16 protein-coding genes are annotated in these 17,261 nt (G+C 65.1%); 2 read left to right on the top strand and 14 right to left on the bottom strand.

Annotated features, from left to right (window positions below):
• Positions 1-83: 83 nt before the first annotated feature.
• The 14 genes from AACH87_RS01280 to AACH87_RS01215 all read right to left on the bottom strand — a co-directional run bounded on the left by AACH87_RS01280 (position 84) and on the right by AACH87_RS01215 (position 14,002).
• Complete coding sequence (locus tag AACH87_RS01280; protein ID WP_338796901.1) at positions 84-1,148, bottom strand: homocysteine S-methyltransferase family protein; 1,065 nt, start codon at positions 1,146-1,148, stop codon at positions 84-86.
• 118 nt (positions 1,149-1,266) lie between these two features.
• Positions 1,267-1,659 (bottom strand): RidA family protein, encoded by a 393-nt coding sequence (locus AACH87_RS01275; RefSeq protein WP_338796900.1) that lies wholly within the window; start codon positions 1,657-1,659, stop codon positions 1,267-1,269.
• A 13-nt stretch (positions 1,660-1,672) separates the two neighbouring features.
• Positions 1,673-2,098 (bottom strand): thioesterase family protein, encoded by a 426-nt coding sequence (locus AACH87_RS01270; RefSeq protein ID WP_338796899.1) that lies wholly within the window; start codon positions 2,096-2,098, stop codon positions 1,673-1,675.
• Position 2,099: 1 nt separating this feature from the next.
• Positions 2,100-2,810, bottom strand: a complete 711-nt coding sequence (locus tag AACH87_RS01265; RefSeq protein WP_338796897.1) for an ABC transporter ATP-binding protein — start codon at positions 2,808-2,810, stop codon at positions 2,100-2,102.
• Positions 2,807-3,565: an ABC transporter ATP-binding protein gene (locus AACH87_RS01260; protein ID WP_338796896.1), complete on the bottom strand. Its 759-nt coding sequence runs from the start codon at positions 3,563-3,565 to the stop codon at positions 2,807-2,809. Before AACH87_RS01260 ends, AACH87_RS01265 begins: the two co-directional genes overlap by 4 nt.
• Positions 3,562-4,539, bottom strand: a complete 978-nt coding sequence (locus AACH87_RS01255; protein WP_338798816.1) for a branched-chain amino acid ABC transporter permease — start codon at positions 4,537-4,539, stop codon at positions 3,562-3,564. Before AACH87_RS01255 ends, AACH87_RS01260 begins: the two co-directional genes overlap by 4 nt.
• The gene (locus AACH87_RS01250) at positions 4,532-5,452 is read right to left on the bottom strand and encodes a branched-chain amino acid ABC transporter permease (protein WP_338796895.1); all 921 of its coding nucleotides are present in this window, start codon (positions 5,450-5,452) and stop codon (positions 4,532-4,534) included. The genes AACH87_RS01255 and AACH87_RS01250 overlap by 8 nt, the downstream gene beginning before the upstream one ends.
• A 64-nt stretch (positions 5,453-5,516) precedes the next feature.
• On the bottom strand, positions 5,517-6,689 hold the full coding sequence (locus tag AACH87_RS01245) for an ABC transporter substrate-binding protein (protein WP_338796894.1): 1,173 nt from the start codon (positions 6,687-6,689) through the stop codon (positions 5,517-5,519).
• Positions 6,690-6,738: 49 nt separating this feature from the next.
• Entirely contained in the window at positions 6,739-8,349 is a 1,611-nt protein-coding gene (locus tag AACH87_RS01240) for a benzoate-CoA ligase family protein (RefSeq protein ID WP_338796893.1), read from the bottom strand.
• 42 nt (positions 8,350-8,391) lie between these two features.
• Positions 8,392-9,537 carry an acyl-CoA dehydrogenase family protein gene (locus tag AACH87_RS01235; protein WP_338796892.1) on the bottom strand — a complete coding sequence of 382 codons (1,146 nt, stop codon included), beginning with the start codon at positions 9,535-9,537 and terminating at the stop codon, positions 8,392-8,394.
• A gap of 1 nt (position 9,538) precedes the next feature.
• Positions 9,539-10,384 (bottom strand): enoyl-CoA hydratase family protein, encoded by an 846-nt coding sequence (locus AACH87_RS01230; protein WP_338796891.1) that lies wholly within the window; start codon positions 10,382-10,384, stop codon positions 9,539-9,541.
• Positions 10,381-10,950, bottom strand: a complete 570-nt coding sequence (locus AACH87_RS01225; protein WP_338796890.1) for a MarR family transcriptional regulator — start codon at positions 10,948-10,950, stop codon at positions 10,381-10,383. The genes AACH87_RS01230 and AACH87_RS01225 overlap by 4 nt, the downstream gene beginning before the upstream one ends.
• Positions 10,950-11,684, bottom strand: coding sequence for an SDR family NAD(P)-dependent oxidoreductase (locus tag AACH87_RS01220; RefSeq protein WP_338796889.1), 735 nt, complete (start codon positions 11,682-11,684; stop codon positions 10,950-10,952). The genes AACH87_RS01225 and AACH87_RS01220 overlap by 1 nt, the downstream gene beginning before the upstream one ends.
• Entirely contained in the window at positions 11,681-14,002 is a 2,322-nt protein-coding gene (locus AACH87_RS01215) for a bifunctional salicylyl-CoA 5-hydroxylase/oxidoreductase (RefSeq protein WP_338796888.1), read from the bottom strand. The genes AACH87_RS01220 and AACH87_RS01215 overlap by 4 nt, the downstream gene beginning before the upstream one ends.
• Positions 14,003-14,344: 342 nt before the next feature.
• On the opposite strand from AACH87_RS01215, the gene recQ reads away from it, so the two are divergent.
• Together recQ and AACH87_RS01205 are read left to right on the top strand one after the other, a co-directional pair.
• The gene (gene recQ, locus AACH87_RS01210; RefSeq protein ID WP_338796887.1) at positions 14,345-16,231 is read left to right on the top strand and encodes a DNA helicase RecQ; all 1,887 of its coding nucleotides are present in this window, start codon (positions 14,345-14,347) and stop codon (positions 16,229-16,231) included.
• A 145-nt stretch (positions 16,232-16,376) separates the two neighbouring features.
• Positions 16,377-17,207 (top strand): hypothetical protein, encoded by an 831-nt coding sequence (locus AACH87_RS01205; RefSeq protein WP_338796886.1) that lies wholly within the window; start codon positions 16,377-16,379, stop codon positions 17,205-17,207.
• The last annotated feature ends 54 nt before the right edge of the window (positions 17,208-17,261 follow it).

The raw sequence follows: 17,261 nt of genomic DNA, 5'->3' as shown, positions 1-17,261 counted from the left end.
GCGCTTGTCAATCAAGCGCTGGAGCCGTATTTTCTTACAAACCGGTTTTTTGTCCAAAAACCGCGCGCTGCATGCGCTCAGGCTCACGCCTCGGCGGCGTAGAACATCTTGCGCGTAGGCACTTTCTCGACCGCCTTGGCAATCGCGCCAATGTGGTCGGGCGTGGTGCCGCAGCAGCCGCCCACGATGTTGACCAGCCCCTCGGCCGCAAACTCGTGCACCAGGCGGCTCGTCACCTCAGGCGTTTCGTCAAAGCCGGTGTCGCTCATGGGGTTGGGCAGACCGGCGTTGGGGTAGCAGCTGATAAAGGTATCCTCGGCCACGCGGTTCAGCTCCTGGATGTAGGGGCGCATCAGCGTGGCACCCAGGGCGCAGTTCAGGCCAATGGCCAGGGGGCGCGAGTGGCGCACGCTGTGCCAGAAGGCGGTCACCGTCTGCCCGCTCAGGATGCGGCCCGAGGCATCGGTCACGGTGCCGCTGATGATGAGGGGCAGGCGCTCGCCGCTTTTCTCAAAGAACTCGTCAATCGCAAACAGGGCGGCCTTGGCGTTCAGGGTGTCGAAAATGGTTTCGACCAGCAGCACATCCGAGCCGCCTTCGACCAGCGCCTCGGTCTGCTCGTAGTAGGCGGCGCGCAGAGTTTCAAAGTCCACGTTGCGCGCGCCGGGGTCGTTCACATCGGGGCTGATGCTGGCCGTCTTGGGCGTGGGGCCCAGGGCACCGGCCACAAAGCGGGGGTGGTCGGGGGTGCTGTACTTGTCGCAGGCGGCGCGGGCCAGGCGGGCGGATTGGAGGTTCATCTCCCGCGCCAGCTCGGCCATGCCGTAGTCCTCCTGCGCCACGGTGGTCGCGCCAAAGGTGTTGGTCTCGATCAGATCGGCCCCGGCGGCCAGGTAGCGCTCGTGGATGTCGCGGATCACGTCAGGGCGCGTCAGGCTCAGCAACTCGTTGTTGCCCTTCACATCACGGGGAAAGTCCTTGAAGCGGTCGCCCGCGCCGTCCGGGCCGCTGTAGCCCTCGCCCCGGTACTGCGCCTCGCCCAGCTTGAAGCGCTGGATCATGGTGCCCATGGCACCGTCGAGGATGACGATGCGTTGGGCAAGGATATCGGGCAATTGCGCGGCGCGGGTGTAGTGAAGGGCTTGCATAGGGGCCCTATTGTAGGAAGTGGGGCCCGGCACGGCCCGCGGGGGGTTTTGGCGCGCGCCGCATCGCCAAGCGCCCCGGGGTGCTGATGCCAACGACTGCGATGCGCGAATGCGCGGATCAGTCCGGAACGACCGCCGTGACCTCGATCTCGACCTTGGCGCGGTCTTCCACCAGAGCCTTTACCTCCACCGCCGTCATGGCGGCGTTGAAGCTGCCAATCAGCTCACGGAAGGCCTTGCCAATTTCGGGGTAGGCGGCCACGTATTCGCGTTTGTCGGTCACATACCAGGTCATGCGCACGATGTGCTCGGGCAGGGCTCCGCCCTCGCGCAGCACCTCCACCACGTTCTGCAGCGCCTGGCGCACCTGGCCCGCCATGTCGTCGGTGTGGAACTGGCCCTGCGCGTCCCAGCCAATCATGCCCGCCACAAATACCATGCGCCCGCGTGCGCTGACGCCGTTGGCATAACCTTTGGGGCGGGGCCAACCGGGGGGAAGAAGGACTTGCATGGGGTCTCCTGATCTAATGGGCAAACGACAGTGCGGAAAGGGCAGCCCGCACATCGGCGGGCATGGAAATGGCCTGGTGGGTATCGAGGCTGGTGAACACCAGCACCTGGCGCGATGACACCCGCAGGGCGTCGCTGCCACGCGCCTGCAGCGCCAATGTGAGCGACCGGCCCCCGATGCGCTCCACCGCCAGGCCAAAGGCTACGGTGTCGCCCATGCGGCTGATGGCGCGGAAGTCGCACTCCAGCCGCACGATGGGCAGGCCCACGCAGCGCGGCCCCAGCAGGTCGGCATAGGAAATGCCCAGGCCGTCGGTGAACCAGTCCTCGACCAGCTGGTTGAACAGCACCAGATACTGGGGGAAAAAGACAATGCCCGCCGGGTCGCAGTGCGAAAAGCGGATACGGTAGTCGCGCGTGAAATGCAGGGTGCCGTCCATGTCACACCCCGATGTAGCGGTGCCACAGCGACGGGTCTGCCGCCAGCGCGGGCGAGTCGCCCTGCCAGACCACTTGGCCGCGCTCGATGATGGTGTGGCGATCGGCCAACTGCAGCAGCCTGCGCACGTATTTGTCGATGACCAGAATGGTCTGGCCCTGTGCCCGCAATTGGTCCAGGCACCGCCAGATCTCCTCGCGGATCAGGGGGGCCAGCCCTTCGGTGGCTTCGTCCAGGATCAGCAGGTGCGGGTTGGTCATCAAGGCCCTGCCCACGGCCAGCATCTGCTGCTCGCCGCCCGAGAGCTGGTTGCCCATGTTGGAAAAGCGCTCTTGCAGGCGGGGGAACAGCGCCACCACCCGGTCCAGCGTCCAGGGGTTGTCGGTGGCGTTGCGGCGTGCGGCAAAGGCCAGCAGGTTCTCCTTGACCGACAGGTTGGGGAAGATCTGCCGCCCCTCGGGCACCACGGCTAGGCCCATGCGCGCAATGCGGTCGGGCGCGAGGTGGTCGATGCGCTCCCCCCTGAAACGGATGCTGCCCGCGCGCGCGGGGGTGAGCCCCAGCAGCGACCGCACCGTGGTCGTCTTGCCCATGCCGTTGCGCCCCAGCAGCGTGGCCACTTCGCCCTGGCGGATGCTGAAGGCCACGCCAAACAGCACCTGGCTGGGGCCATAGGCAGTCTCCAGGGCTTGCACTTCCAGCAGGGTGCTCATGGCTGGGCCTCCAGTTCGTCGCCCAGGTAGGCTTTCTTCACTTCGGGATGCTCGCGGATCTCCTGCGGAGATCCGGTGGCGATGATGCGGCCAAAGACCAGCGTGGAGATGCGGTCGGCCAGGCGGAACACGGCGTCCATGTCGTGCTCCACCAGCAGCATGCTGACCTGGCCACGCAGGCTGCTGAGCAGCTCGACCATGCGTTCAGATTCATCGGGGCCCATGCCCGCCATGGGCTCATCCAGCAGCAGCAACTGGGGTTCCAGGGCCAGCGCCAGGCCAATCTCCAGCTGCCGCTGCTCGCCATGCGAGAGCATGCCCGCCGTGCGGTGCAACTGGGCGGCCAGGCCGATCCGCTCGGCCACGGCGGCTGCGGCCTCGTAGCGCGCGCGCTCGGCCCGCGCTGCGCGCCAGAACCGCAGGCTGCTGCCCGTGCGCGACTGCACGGCCAGCGCCAGGTTGTCCAGCACCGACAGGCGCTTGAACACGCTGGTAATTTGGTACGAGCGCACCAGCCCGCGGTGCACCCGCTGGTGGATGGGCACGCCCGTCACCGCCTCGCCCTGAAAAAAGACCTGTCCGCTGGTCGGGGCCAGTGCCCCCGAGAGCTGGTGGATGAGCGTGGTCTTGCCCGCCCCGTTGGGGCCGATCAGCGCATGCAACTCGCCGCGCTGCACAGACAGGTTGGCGTGGTCGGTGGCAACCAGGCCGCCAAAGCGTTTGACCAGTTGCTCGGTTCGCAGAATTTCGGTCATGCGGGCTTCCTCCTGAACTTGCCGAGCAGGCTTAGCAGCCCGTTGGGTGCCAGCAAGACCACGGCCAGCAGCACCGCGCCCAGGCCAAACTGCCAGTGGATGGTGTAGGCCACCAGCACCTCTTCCATCAGCAAAAAGGCGGCAGCCCCCACCAGCCCGCCCCACAGGTAGCCCACGCCGCCCAGAATGACCATGATCATCAGCATGCCGGACTGGCTCCACTGCAGCAGTGCCGGGCTGACGAAGCTGGCCTGGTTGGCCAGCAGCGCACCCGCCAGCCCCGCAATGGCCCCTGCCAGGGTAAAAGCTACCAGCTTGGTGCGGTAGACCGCAAAGCCCAGCGCGGCCATGCGGGTCTCGTTCTCGCGAATGCCTTGCAGCGCATGGCCAAAACGGGCGTTGAGCAGCCGGGCCACGCCGTAAAACAGCACCGCCACCAGCGCCAGCACCACGTAGTAGAACTGCGCGTCGTCGGCCAGGTCCACCCATCCGCCCAGGTGCGAGCGCGACGCCAGCGACAGCCCGTCCTCGCCGCCGTAAGACTTGAGCGACACCATCAGATAGAACAGCATCTGCGCAAAAGCCAGCGTGATCATGATGAAGTACACGCCTTGCGTGCGCAGGCTGATGAGTCCGATCACCAGGGCAAACACCCCGCCCATCACGAACGCTGCGGGCCAGGCCACCCAGGCCGAGACCACGCCCGACTGCATGAGGATGCCCACGGTGTAGGCCCCCACGCCCACAAAGGCTGCATGACCGAAGCTGACCATGCCGCCAAAACCCAGGATCAGGTTCAGGCTGGTGGCAGCCAGCGCAAAAATCAGCACGCGGCTGGCAACGCTGATGTAAAAGCCCTCGCCCACCAGGTTGAACAGGGTGGGCAGCAAAGCCAGCGCCACCAGCAGGGGCACGGCAATGCGCACGCGCAGCGCGTGGTCCAGGATGCTGGGAGGATGGGGGGTATCAGCCATGAGCAGGGAAGAGTCCACGCGGCTTCCAGAACAGGACGGCCGCCATCAACACATAGATCAGGATCGAGGCCACCGCCGGGGCCACGCTGGCCGCTGCAGCAGGCCCGAGCAACTGGCCAAACAGCAGGGGCACCAGGGTGCGGCCCGCGGTATCGACCAGCCCCACCAGCAGGGCCCCCAGCAACGCGCCCCGGATGGAGCCGATGCCGCCAATCACGATCACCACAAACGCCAGGATCAGAATGCTCTCGCCCATGCCGACCTGCACCGCCAGCAACGGCCCGAGCATGCCCCCTGCCACGGCGCACAGCGCAGCGCCCAAAGCAAACAGCGCAGTGAACAGCCAGCGCACGTTGGTGCCCATGGCCTGTGCCATCTCGCGGTTGGAGGCCCCGGCGCGCACCTGCATGCCCAAGCGGGTGCGGGTGATCAGCAGGTACAGCAGCAAGGCCACCACCAGCCCCACGCCAATGATGAACAGACGGTAAGCGGGGTAGCTGAAGCCGTGCAGCAATGCCACCGGGCCAGACAGCGAAGGCGGCATGGCCATGGGCATGGGCTGCGAGCCCCAGATCATGCGCACGCCTTCGTTGGCCATGAGCAGGATGGCAAAAGTGCCCAGCACCTGCGAGAGATGGTCCCGGTGGTAGAGGCGGCGCAGCACCGTCAGCTCCAGCAGCACCCCCACCACCGCCGTGGCCACCACCCCGCCCGCCAGGCCCAGCCAGAACGAGCCGGATGCGCCCGCAATGCTGGCAATGAGGTAAGCCCCCACCATGTAGAGCGAGCCATGGGCCAGGTTGATCATGTCCATGATGCCGAAGACCAGCGTGAGGCCTGCGGCCAGCAGAAACAGCATCAGGCCGAACTGCAGGCCATTGAGCAACTGCTCCAGAATCAGGATGGCATTCACATCAGGGCTCCAGGGGGTGAAGGCGGTGCAAAGAGTTCGTGGGTGTCAGGGCACCAGAGCCCTGTCACATCTTGCATTCGCCCACGTAGGCGTCTGCGTGCGACTCAAACACCTTGCCCACCATCTTGTTGGTGATGCGGCCCTGTGCATCCTTCACCACTTCGCGCAGGTAGTAGTTCTGCACGGGGTACTGGTTGGTGTTGAACTTGAACGCACCGCGCACTGACTCGAACCGGGCGGCCTGCAGGGCCTTGCGCACCGCGTCCTTGTCTTCGGTCTTGCCCTTGACATCCCGCACCGCGGCATCGATGAGGCGGGCCGTGTCGTACCCCTGCGCGGCATACAGGGTGGGCAGGCGGCCATACTCCTTCTGGAAATCCGCCACAAAGCGCTTGTTCGCTGCGTTGTCCAGGTCATGTGCCCACTGCGAGCTGTTCAGAATGCCCAGCATGGGCTCACCCACGGCGCGGATCACGTCCTCGTCCGCCGAAAAGCCGGGGGCGAAGAGTTTCATTTCCTTGTTCAACCCGGCACCCGTGAACTGCTTGACGAAGTTCACCCCCAGGCCACCGGGCAGGAAGATGAACACGGCTTCTGCGCCCGACGCACGCAGTTGCGACAGCTCTGCACCGTAGTCCAGCTGGTTCAGCGGGGTGTAGGTTTCCAGGGCCACCTCGCCCTTGTAAAAGCGTTTGAACCCGGCGAGGGCGTCCTTGCCTGCGGGGTAGTTGGGGGCCAGCAGCGCCACTTTCTTGATGCCACGGTCCTGCACCGTCTTGCCCACGGCCTCGTGCATGTTGTCGTTCTGGTACGAGGCGCTGAAGAAGTAGGGGTTGCACTGCGCACCGGCGTACTGCGATGGGCCCGCGTTGGCACTGATGTAGAAGGTCTTGTTCTGGAACACCGGCTGGCCCACGGCCAGCATGATGTTGGAGAACACGATGCCGGTCATGAAGTCCACACGCTCGCGCTTGAGCAGGCGGTCAGCAGTCTGCTTGGCCGCATCGGGGCTTTGCTGGTCGTCGGCCACGATGACCTCGGCAGGCAGGCCTCCGAGTTTTCCGCCCGTCTGCTTGACCGCGAGCTGAAAACCGTCGCGAATGTCGATACCCAGCGCCGAGCCGGGGCCCGACAAGGTACTCAACAGGCCGATCTTGACTTTGTCGGCAGCCACAGCAGGCAGGGCCAGCAAGGTGGCTGCAGCCAGGGTACTCAGGCGAAGGGTGAATGGACTCATCGGTAGGCCTCCAGGAAATGGACAGGGTGGACGAACAGAAGCGAGGGATTCAAACGCCACGCAGGCGAAAGCGCTGTAGCTTACCGGTAGAAGTGCGCGGAAGCTGGGTCGCGAATTCCACCGCACGTGGGTATTTGTACGGAGCCACTGTCTGCTTCACGAAGTCCTGCAGCGCAGTGACCATGCTGGCATCGCCCACATGGCCGGGGCGGAGCACCACATAGGCTTTGACGATCTGCCCGCGCTGCTCATCGGGTACCCCGATCACGGCGGCCTCTGCCACCGCAGGGTGGGCCAGCAGGGCGTCTTCCACTTCAGGGGCCGCAATGTTGTAGCCGGCCGAGATGATCATGTCGTCCGTGCGCGACTGGTAATGGAAATAGCCATCCGCATCCACCAGGTAGGCGTCTCCGGTCAGGTTCCAGCCGTTCTTGACGTAATTGCGCTGGCGCTCGTCGTTCAGGTAGCGGCAGCCCGTGGGCCCCTGCACCGCCAGCTTGCCCACGGTGCCTGGGGGCACCTCCCGCCCCTCGTCATCCACCACCCTGGCCCGGTAGCCGGGGACAGGCTTGCCCGTGGCACCGGGGCGCGCCGTACTCTCGTCGTGCGAGATGAAGATGTGCAGCAGCTCAGTGGCACCAATGCCGTCGATCAGCTCCAGGCCGGTAGCCTGCTTCCACAAGGCTCGCGTAGAGGCGGGCAGCACCTCACCAGCCGACACGCATTTGCGCAGGCATGTGGCGCGCAGCACCTCGCCCTGTGCAGCCAACTGGCGGTAGGAAGTGGGAGCCGTGAACACCACGGTGGCGCCAAAGTCCTGAATGCCCTGCAGCAGCTGGGGCGGGCCCGATTTTTCAAGCAGCACGGCGGTGGCACCGATGGACAGCGGGAACAGCAGCAAGCCCCCCAGACCAAACGTGAACGCGAGCGGTGGGCTGCCAATGAATACATCATCGGGCTGCGGGCGCAGCAGGTGCGGGGGCCAGCAGGCACAGATGGCCATCACGTCCCGGTGGTAGTGCATCGTGGCCTTGGGCACACCGGTGGTGCCCGAGGTAAAGCCGAAAAGGCAGCAATCGTCTGAAGCGGTGGCCACGTTGTCGAACTGCGGCGACGCCTGGGCCATGGAGGCGTCCAGTCCGGTGTCACTGCGGTCATGGAAGTAGCGCACCTCGCGCAGCAGCGGTGTTTGGGCAGCGGTGAGCTGCATTTCCTCGGCCAGAGCGCTGTCGCACAGCGCGTGCGTGACTTGGCCAATCTCCACAATGGTCTTGAGTTCCTTGGCGCGCAGCAGTGGCATGGTGGCCACGGCAATGCCCCCCGCCTTCATCACCGCAAACCAGCAGGCTGCCAGCATGGGGTTGTTGGGTGCGCGCAGCAGCACGCGGTTGCCGGGCAGCAGGCCCATGTCGTGCACCAGCACGTTGGCAATGCGGTTGGCTTGGGCCTGCAACTCGGCATAGGTCCATGACAGGCCGGGCGCGCGGATGGCGATGCGGTCGCCCCGGCCTTCGCTCACATGACGGTCCAGCAGCTCGCTGGCGCAGTTGAGCTGGGGGCCGAACTGCAGCGCGGGCAGATCGAACAGATAGTCGGGCTGCTGCTCGGGCGGCGGCAGGTGGTCGCGTGCGAAGGTGTCCACATGGGCAGAGGGATGCATCGCCGTGCTCCTGGTGTCAAAAGGACTGGTCAATAGAACTCGTCAAAAGGACTTGAGCAGATCGCGACCGATGATGAGCTGCTGCACCTCGGTCGCGCCTTCGTAGATGCGCAGCGCGCGGATGTCGCGGTAAAGCTGCTCTACCGGCTGCCCGCTGACCACGCCCAGCCCGCCAAAAATCTGCACAGCCGCATCAATCACCTGCTGCGCGTTTTCGGTGGCGGTCATCTTGGCCATGGCAGCTTCGCGGGTCACGTTGCAGCCCTGGTCTCGCAGCCAGGCGGCGCGGTAGGTCAGCAGGGCAGCGCTGTCGATGGCGGTGGCCATGTGGGCCAGCTTGGCCTGCGTGAGCTGGAAGTCGGCCAGCACGCCACCAAACATCTTGCGCGTGGTGGCACGCTGCAGGGCCTCGTCCAGCGCACGGCGTGCAAAGCCCAGCGCAGCAGCGGCCACAGAGGTGCGGAACACGTCCAGCGTACGCATGGCGACCTTGAAGCCTTCTCCCGCAGCCCCCACCCGCTGGCTGGCCGGAATGCGGCACCCGTCAAACCGCAGCCGCGCCAGCGGGTGTGGGGCGATCACTTCAATGCGCTCGGCAATCTGGAGGCCCGGCGTATCGGCATCCACAATGAACGCACTGATACCCCGCGAGCCGGGGGCTTCGCCCGTGCGGGCAAAGACCACATAAAAGTCTGCAATGCCCCCGTTGGAGATCCAGGTCTTTTCGCCGTGGAGCACATAGTGGTCCCCATCGGCCTGGGCAGAGCAGGCCATGGCGGCCACGTCCGATCCCGCATCAGGCTCCGACAGCGCAAACGCGCTGATGGCCTGGCCTGCTGCCACCGGCACCAGGTAGCGGGCGCGTTGCTCGGGCGTGCCGTGCAGGCTGATGGCACCACTGCCCAGCCCTTGCATGGCAAATGCAAAATCTGCCAGGCCCGAATGGCGCGCCAGCGTTTCGCGGATGAGGCAGAGCGAGCGTGTGTCGATGGCCTGGGCAGAATCGCCCACTGCGTGGCGCAGCCAGCCGCCTGCGCCCAGTTGCTGGACCAGTGCGCGGCACTCGGCGTCCACATCGGGGCCGTGGCTGTGGGGCACGTTCTGCGCGGCCCAGGCATCGAGCGCCCGGGCCAGCTCGGCGTGGCGGGGTTCAAAAAAAGGCCAGTCCAGGTAGGCGGTGTCGCTCACGTCAGTTCCCTTCAAACTGGGGTTTCTGCTTGGCCACAAAGGCGTGGTACGCCCGGGCGAAGTCCTGGGTCAACATGCACAGGGCCTGGGCCTGGGCTTCGGCCTCGATGGCCTGGTCGATGGTCATGGCCCATTCCTGGTGCAGCATGGTCTTGGTGATGCCGTTAGCAAAAGTGGGGCCTTCCACCAGCTGGGCCGCCAGCGCCTGGGCCTCGGCCAGCAGTGCCTCAGGGGCCACCAGGCGGTTGAAGAAGCCCCAGCGCTCGCCCTCTTCGCCGCCCAGACTGCGGCCGGTAAAGAGCAACTCGCTGGCCCGGCCTTGCCCCACGATGCGGGGCAAGATGGCGCACGCCCCCATGTCGCAGCCGGCCAGGCCCACGCGGTTGAACAGAAAGGCCGTCTTGCTGCGGGCAGTGCCCAGCCGCAGGTCGGAAGCCATGGCCATGATGGCGCCCGCGCCAGCGCACACCCCGTCAATGGCGGCCACGATGGGCTGGGGGCAGGCGCGCATGGTTTTGACCAGCTCACCCGTCATGCGGGTGAACATCAGCAACTCCGGGGCCTTGAGCTGCACCAGCGGGCCGATGATCTCGTGCACATCACCGCCCGAGCAGAAGTTGCCGCCGCTGCCGGTGAGCACCACCGCGTGCACGTCATCCGCCCATTTCAGGCTGTGGAACAGGTCGCGCAGTTCAGCGTAGCTGTCAAAGGTCAGCGGGTTCTTGCGCTCGGGCCGGTTCAGCGTGATGGTGGCCACGCCGGACTGCACTTCCCACACAAAGTGGCGAGCCTGGTAGTCGGCCATAGGGCGCCGGTTGCCGGCCAGAAGCTGGGGGTCGATGGTCATGCGGCGGGTTTCCTCTTGGTTTTGGAGACGGGTGAATCCAGCTCGGTCTGCCGCTGCGCCAGGTGCACGCGCAGCAAGCCCAGGTGTTCGTACAGTGCGTCCTTGCTGCCTGCAGGCAGGCCGCCCAGCAGCTCGCTGAGCCAGACCTCATGCTCCTGGGCCATGGTGGCGAAGTCGGCCCGGCCCTTGTCGGTAAGGCGCACGCGCCAGGAGCGGCGGTCTTCCGGGTCTTCGATGCGCTCGACCAGGCCTTCCTTGACCAGCTGGTCGGTAAGGCCTGTGACGTTGCCGCCCGTCACCATCAGGTAGCGCGACAGCACGTTCATGCGCAGGCCCTCGGGGTGGCGGTCCAGCTGGGCCAGCGTGTCAAAGCGCGGCAGCGTGGTGTCGAAACGGGTGCGCAGGCGCTGGCGAATCTGCTGCTCGATCTGCGTGCTGCAGGCCAGCAGGCGCAGCCAGATCTTGGTGTCCAGATGGTCGTCGGCCTGGGCGCGCGCCTCCAGCCCAATGTGCTGCTCGCCCAGCGACTCGACCAGACGGAAATTCTTGGGAGCACGGGCGGCCATCACATCACCTCGCCACCACTGACCGAGACCGATTGCCCCGTCACCGCGCTCGCTCCGCGCCCACACAGCCATGCCACGGCATCTGCCACTTCCTCAGGGTCCACCAGTCTTCCTTGCGGGTTGCTTTTCACAAATTCGGCGCGCGCGGCTTCTGGCGTGCGCCCTGTCTTGGCCACCACGCGCGCAATGCTGTCGCGCACGATGTCGGTGTCGGTGTAGCCGGGGCAGACGGCATTCACCGTGATGCCCTTGCCCGCCAGTTCCAGCGCCAGCGACCGGGTCAGGCCAATGACGCCATGCTTGGCGGCGCAGTACGCGGCCACGTAGGCATAGCCCACCTGGCCTGCGGTGCTGGCCACATTGACGATGCGGCCCCAGCCCGCCTGGAGCATGTCGGGCAGCACCGCCTGGGTGCAGAGCATGGTGCCTGTCAGGTTCACGTCCAGCATGCGTCTCCACAGGGCTTCGTCCATCTTGGCAAAGGGCGCGCTTTCGGCCTGGCCCGCGTTGTTCACCAGCACCTGGATGGGCCCATAGCGATCCTGCGCCTGTCGCACGGCTGCCTGGATTTGGGATGCCTGGGTCACATCGGCGGCCACGCCGTGCATGCCGGGCGCGGCCTCACCCCTCCTGCTGAGCACCGTGACGTGCAGGCCTTGGGCCGCCAGCCGCTGCGCAATGGCCGCGCCGATGCCGCGCGCTCCCCCGGTGACCACGGCGTGCAGTGCGGTCATGCTTTTTGCGCCTTCTCGCGCACGAAATTCGCTTCCATCTGCCCCTTGGCAGAACGGTACTGCGCGGGCCACACCATGGGTGTGTAGCCAATCTTGGCGGCCTCGGTCAGCGTCCATGCGGGGTTGGCAAGGTGGGGGCGGGCCACGGCACACAGGTCTGCCCGCCCGGCCGCGAGGATGCTGTTGGCGTGATCGGCCTCGCTGATCGCCCCCACGGCAATGGTGGGAATGCCCGCCTCCTGGCGGATGCGGTCTGCAAAGGGCGTCTGGAACATGCGCCCGTACACTGGCTTTTCGCGCTTGCTCACCTGCCCGGAGGAGCAATCAATCATGTCGGCCCCCGCCTGCTTGAAGGCACGGGCAATCTCCACCGCATCCGCGGGCGTGATGCCGCCTTCCACCCAGTCGTGCGCAGAGATACGCACCGACAGGGGCTTGTCTTCAGGCCAGGCGGCGCGCACCGCGGCAAACACTTCCAGCGGGTAGCGCAGGCGGTTTTCCAGCGAGCCGCCGTAGGCGTCGGTGCGCTGGTTGGTCAGTGGCGAGATGAAGCTCGATAGCAGATAGCCGTGGGCGCAGTGCAGCTCCAGCCAGTCCGCGCCAGCGGCAGCGGCGGCATGGGTGGAAGCCACAAACTGCGCGGTGATCTCCTGCATCTCACCCACCGAGAGTTCCTTGGCCATCTGGCTGACGCCAGGCAGGTACTGCTGCGGTGAGGCAGAAACAATGGGCCAATTGCCCGATAGCAGCGGCTGGTCGATCCCATCCCAGGCCAGACGGGTAGATGCCTTGGCCCCGGCGTGGCCGATCTGGATGCCGAACTTGGCATCGGTATGGGTGTGAATCCAGTCGGCAATGCGCCGGAAGGCGGCAGTGTGCTCAGGCCGGTACAGGCCGGGGCAACCGGGAGTGATGCGGCCTTCTGGGCTCACGCAGGTCATCTCGGCAAACACCAGGCCTGCGCCCCCCATGGCGCGCGCACCCAGGTGCACCAGGTGGTAGTCGCCCACCAGGCCATCCACGGCAGAGTACTGCGCCATGGGCGAGACCACCACCCGGTTCTTGAGCGTAACGCCCCGCACTGTGTAGGGGGTGAACATGGGCGGGGGCGGCTTGTGGCCCGCAGCCACAGGCACGCCAGCGCGCTCGGCAAACCAGCGTTCGTAGCCTTCGAGCCAGGCAGCATCGCGCAAGCGCAGGTTTTCGTGGCTGATGCGCTGGCTGCGGGTGAGCATGGAGTACATGAACTGCTCGGGCTCCAGCTGGTCGCAGTAGCGCTCGCCGCACACCTCAAACCATTCCATCGCGTTCCAGGCAGCGTTCTGGATGCGCAGGGTCTCTACGCTGCGCGCCGCCTGATAGGCAGCCAGCACTTCAGGGATGTGCGCGCGCGTGTCGCCCAGCCGCTGGAACTGGCGGGTCAGCTCAATCGCGTCTTCAATGGCCAGCTTGGTGCCGGAGCCGATGGCAAAGTGCGCTGTGTGCACGGCGTCGCCCATCAGCACCACATGGCTGCCCTGCGGATTTTTCAGCCACCACTGTTGGCACACCACCCGCTGGAAGTTGAGCCATGCCGAGCCGCGCAAATGGCGCGCATTGGTCATCAGCTTGGCCCCTTGCAGGTTCTCGGCAAACACCTTTTCGCAAAACGCGATGGACTGCTCCTGGTCCGCCTGATCGAGGCCATGGGCCTTCCACACCGATTCGGGACATTCGACGATGAATGTGGTGGTCTGCTCGTCAAACTTGTAGATGTGCGCCTGGAACCAGCCATGCTCGGTGCGGCGGAAGTCGAAAGTAAACGCGTCGTAGAGCTTGTGGGTGCCCAGCCAGATGTAGCGGTTGGGCCGCGTCACGATATCGGGCTGGAACACCTCGGCGTATTTGCTGCGGATGCGCGAGTTGATGCCATCGCTGGCGATGACCAGATCCGCGTCGGCATAGTCCTCGTCCGATTGCGCGTCGGTATCGAACTTCAGCGTGACGCCCAGCTGCTCGCAGCGAGCCTGCAGGATGTTCAGCAGCTTCTTGCGGCCAATGCCGACAAAACCATGCCCGCCCGAGCGAATGCGCCGCCCCTTGAACAGCAGCTCAATATCGTCCCAGTGGTTGAAGGCCTGCTCGATCTCATCGGCCGTGGCGCGGTCCCACTGGCGCATGTTGTCCATGGTGGCATCGGAAAACACCACGCCCCAGCCAAACGTGTCGTAGGGCTTGTTGCGCTCCACCACGGTGATGTCGTGCGCCGGGTTGAGCTGCTTCATCAGCAAGCCAAAGTACAGGCCCGCAGGGCCGCCACCAATACAGACAATCTTCATGCGTGGTCTCCAGACCGCAAGGGATGTTTGAAACTTTAGGAATTAATAATTTAAGTGTCAAGCAATTTACTGGAGCGAGGGTTCAGTAGTAACCCGAGCTGTCTCTGGATCGTGGTGCCGGGCTGCGGTCCGGCACACGAGTCCCGGCCACGTCAGCCGGGGTTTGCGCAAGGTTGATGCGGGTGCGTGCCCAGGGCGGCGCACAATATGCGCCTGTTGCGCAGCTCACCCGTCTAGCCTCCACGGCGGCCACACATCGCTGCGCACCCTTGAGATTGCAGTCAAATTGGCCTCCAGCGCTTATCCATCAAGCGCAGGCAGCTATCAAATTCAGAGCTTCCTTTGTCTACCCGCGCCCTCTCCGCTCCCACTCCCGCCCATGCCGTCTTGCAGGACGTGTTCGGCTACGAACAGTTCAGAGGCCCCCAGCAGGCCATCGTCGAGCATGTGATTGGCGGGGGCGATGCGCTGGTGCTGATGCCCACGGGCGGCGGCAAGAGCCTGTGCTACCAGGTGCCGGCCATCGTGCGCCAGCAGCAAGGCAAGGGGGTGACCATCGTGGTGTCGCCGTTGATTGCGCTGATGCACGACCAGGTGGGGGCCTTGCACGAAGCGGGGGTGGATGCTGCGTTTCTCAACTCCACGCTCGACTTCGATGCCACCCAGGATGTGGAATGGCGGCTGCAGACGGGCCAGATCACGCTGCTGTATGCCGCACCCGAGCGGCTGAACACGCCGCGCTTTCTGGGCCTGCTCGACAGCCTGTACGACAGCGGCAACCTGTCGCTGTTTGCCATTGATGAAGCGCATTGCGTGAGCCAATGGGGGCACGACTTCCGCCCTGAGTACCGGGCGCTGACGCTGCTGCACGAGCGCTACCCGCGGGTGCCGCGGATTGCCCTGACGGCCACGGCCGATGCCCTCACGCGCGAAGACATCATCGAACGGCTGCAGCTGCAGGACGCGCGCCTCTTCATCAGCAGCTTTGACCGCCCCAACATCCGCTACACCATCGTCGAGAAAAAAGATGCCACCACGCAGCTGCTGCGCTTTATCGAGCGCGAGCATGCAGGGGAGGCCGGTGTGGTGTATTGCCAGTCGCGCAAGCGGGTGGAGGAACTGGCCGCCACGCTCAGCGATGCAGGCATCAACGCCCTGCCCTACCACGCCGGGCTGGACAGCAAGGTGCGCCAGAACCACCAGGACCGCTTCCTGCGCGAGGAAGGCATCGTGATGGTGGCCACGATTGCGTTTGGCATGGGCATCGACAAGCCCGACGTGCGCTTTGTGGCGCATGTGGACATGCCCAAGAACATCGAAGGCTACTACCAGGAAACCGGCCGCGCCGGGCGCGACGGCCTGCCCGCCCATGCGTGGATGGCCTATGGCCTGCAGGATGTGATGAACCAGCGCCGCATGATTGACGAAAGCCCGGCGGCCGAGGAGTTCAAACAAGCCCTGCGCGGCAAGCTCGATGCCCTGCTGGCCCTGGCCGAGGCCACCGACTGCCGCCGCGTGCGGCTGTTGGCCTACTTTGGCGAGGCCTCCACGCCCTGCGGCAATTGCGACAACTGCCTGAACCCGCCCGCCGTGTGGGATGCCACCGACGCCGCGCGCAAGCTGCTGTCCACCATCTACCGCGTGCACCAGGCCAGCGGCATCGGCTTTGGTGCGGGGCACATCATGGACATCCTGCGCGGCAAAAAGACCGACAAGGTGGCACAGTTCGGGCACGACAAGCTCTCCACCTTTGGCATTGGCGCAGACCTGACCGAGCCCCAGCTGCGCGGCGTGCTGCGCCAGTTGCTGGCCACTGGGGCCGTCGGCCTGCAGAAGGTGATGCTGGACAGCGGCATGAGTTTTGACACGCTGTGCCTCACCGACGGCTCACGCGCCGTACTGAAGGGCGAGGTGCCCGTGCAACTGCGCGAATCCGTCACCGCCGCTGCGCCCAAACGCACCCGCAAGAGCAGCGCACCCCCCGCCGCTGCGGCCAACCTGGGGCCCGATGCCCAGGCACGCTTCATCAACCTCAAGGCCTGGCGCGCCGAAGTGGCGCGAGAACACAACCTGCCCGCCTACGTCATCTTCCACGACGCCACCCTGGCCGCCATTGCCGACCGCAACCCCGCATCGCTGGACGACCTGCAGGGCATCAGCGGCATGGGGGCCAAGAAGCTGGAGGCGTATGGGGCGGAGGTGTTGAGGGTGTGCGCGCAAACCGCATGAGGCGGCTCGCACGGTTTTGATCCAGCTCGTGAAGGCCGTGTGCGCGCACAAGAGGGCCCTGCTCGATTACGGGTTAAATTATGAACTTTTGTAAACCTCCGTTACGGAGTATGAAGAGAGGCGAAGGCAAATGTTGAGAAGAATCGTGACAGCTGCACTGGTATGGGGAGCAGGAGCGGCTTATGCATTCATGCCGCAGGCGGGCACGTGGGTGGTGACGTCTGAAGTGGACGGCAAGCCCGGCCGCGGTCTGGCGATTGATGTGCAGAATGACACGCTGCTGATGCAGATGTATGCCTATGAGTCCAACAGCCAGCCCACGTTTTATCTGGCTGTGGGCAACGTGAAAGACAACGTGGCAACAGCCCCTTTGATGCGCTACACCGGTGGGCGGTTTTTTGGCAGCAACGCGCGCTCTGGCGTGGAAGCAGGCAGTGCCGGCAACATGACCATTCGCTTCACGTCTGGCACCACAGGTTTTGTGCAATTTCCCAATGAGCCTGAGAAGGCCATCGCACGGTTCCAGTTTGGCTACCCCGCCCAGACCGAGAGCCTGCGGGGCTTCTGGGTGTTCAATTCGATTGGCAGTGAAGGCGTTTACACCGATGTGGTGGAGCTGACCTCCGCACTGGGTGCCACCGCCAATGGCAACGGTCTGTTGGCCAGCGCCAACGGTCTGTTCGGCTGCGAGCATCAAGTACGCGGCAACCTGGCGGGCAACGTGTTTTGCGTCAAGATCAACAACAGCGGGACGGTGCTGCGCAGCTATGTCATGGTGTACAGCGTGAACGATGGCGAAGGCTACTCGGTGACTGCTGGCTCCAGCAGTCAGCAGATGTTGCTGATTCGTCGCATCACGGACCCACGCGGTACAGGCACAGGCCTCGTGTACAAGAGCGACGAGGCTCCCGCAGCCTCTCCCGCCGCATTGGTTCAAGCACTGGAGCACGCGGCCGCACAGGGCCTGCAGCCCTGAACGCGACGCTCAAAAGGTGATCTCGCAACCAGAAATTGCGAGCCCGGAATAAAA

The organism is Acidovorax sp. DW039 (assembly GCF_037101375.1).
Classification (GTDB): domain Bacteria; phylum Pseudomonadota; class Gammaproteobacteria; order Burkholderiales; family Burkholderiaceae_C; genus Acidovorax.
Note: the sequence above shows the minus strand (reverse complement) of the source record. Positions and strands in the feature narration are given on the sequence as shown.

Excerpts from the sequence above, each read along its gene's own strand:
- AACH87_RS01255 (WP_338798816.1), bottom strand. The coding sequence starts at position 4,539 with ATGGCTGATACCCCCCATCCTCCCAGCATCCTGGACCACGCGCTGCGC.
- AACH87_RS01275 (WP_338796900.1), bottom strand. The coding sequence starts at position 1,659 with ATGCAAGTCCTTCTTCCCCCCGGTTGGCCCCGCCCCAAAGGTTATGCC.
- AACH87_RS01240 (WP_338796893.1), bottom strand. The coding sequence starts at position 8,349 with ATGCATCCCTCTGCCCATGTGGACACCTTCGCACGCGACCACCTGCCG.
- AACH87_RS01265 (WP_338796897.1), bottom strand. The coding sequence starts at position 2,810 with ATGAGCACCCTGCTGGAAGTGCAAGCCCTGGAGACTGCCTATGGCCCC.
- AACH87_RS01270 (WP_338796899.1), bottom strand. The coding sequence starts at position 2,098 with ATGGACGGCACCCTGCATTTCACGCGCGACTACCGTATCCGCTTTTCG.
- AACH87_RS01220 (WP_338796889.1), bottom strand. The coding sequence starts at position 11,684 with ATGACCGCACTGCACGCCGTGGTCACCGGGGGAGCGCGCGGCATCGGC.
- AACH87_RS01230 (WP_338796891.1), bottom strand. The coding sequence starts at position 10,384 with ATGACCATCGACCCCCAGCTTCTGGCCGGCAACCGGCGCCCTATGGCC.
- AACH87_RS01260 (WP_338796896.1), bottom strand. The coding sequence starts at position 3,565 with ATGACCGAAATTCTGCGAACCGAGCAACTGGTCAAACGCTTTGGCGGC.
- AACH87_RS01215 (WP_338796888.1), bottom strand. The coding sequence starts at position 14,002 with ATGAAGATTGTCTGTATTGGTGGCGGCCCTGCGGGCCTGTACTTTGGC.
- AACH87_RS01245 (WP_338796894.1), bottom strand. The coding sequence starts at position 6,689 with ATGAGTCCATTCACCCTTCGCCTGAGTACCCTGGCTGCAGCCACCTTG.
- AACH87_RS01225 (WP_338796890.1), bottom strand. The coding sequence starts at position 10,950 with ATGGCCGCCCGTGCTCCCAAGAATTTCCGTCTGGTCGAGTCGCTGGGC.
- AACH87_RS01280 (WP_338796901.1), bottom strand. The coding sequence starts at position 1,148 with ATGCAAGCCCTTCACTACACCCGCGCCGCGCAATTGCCCGATATCCTT.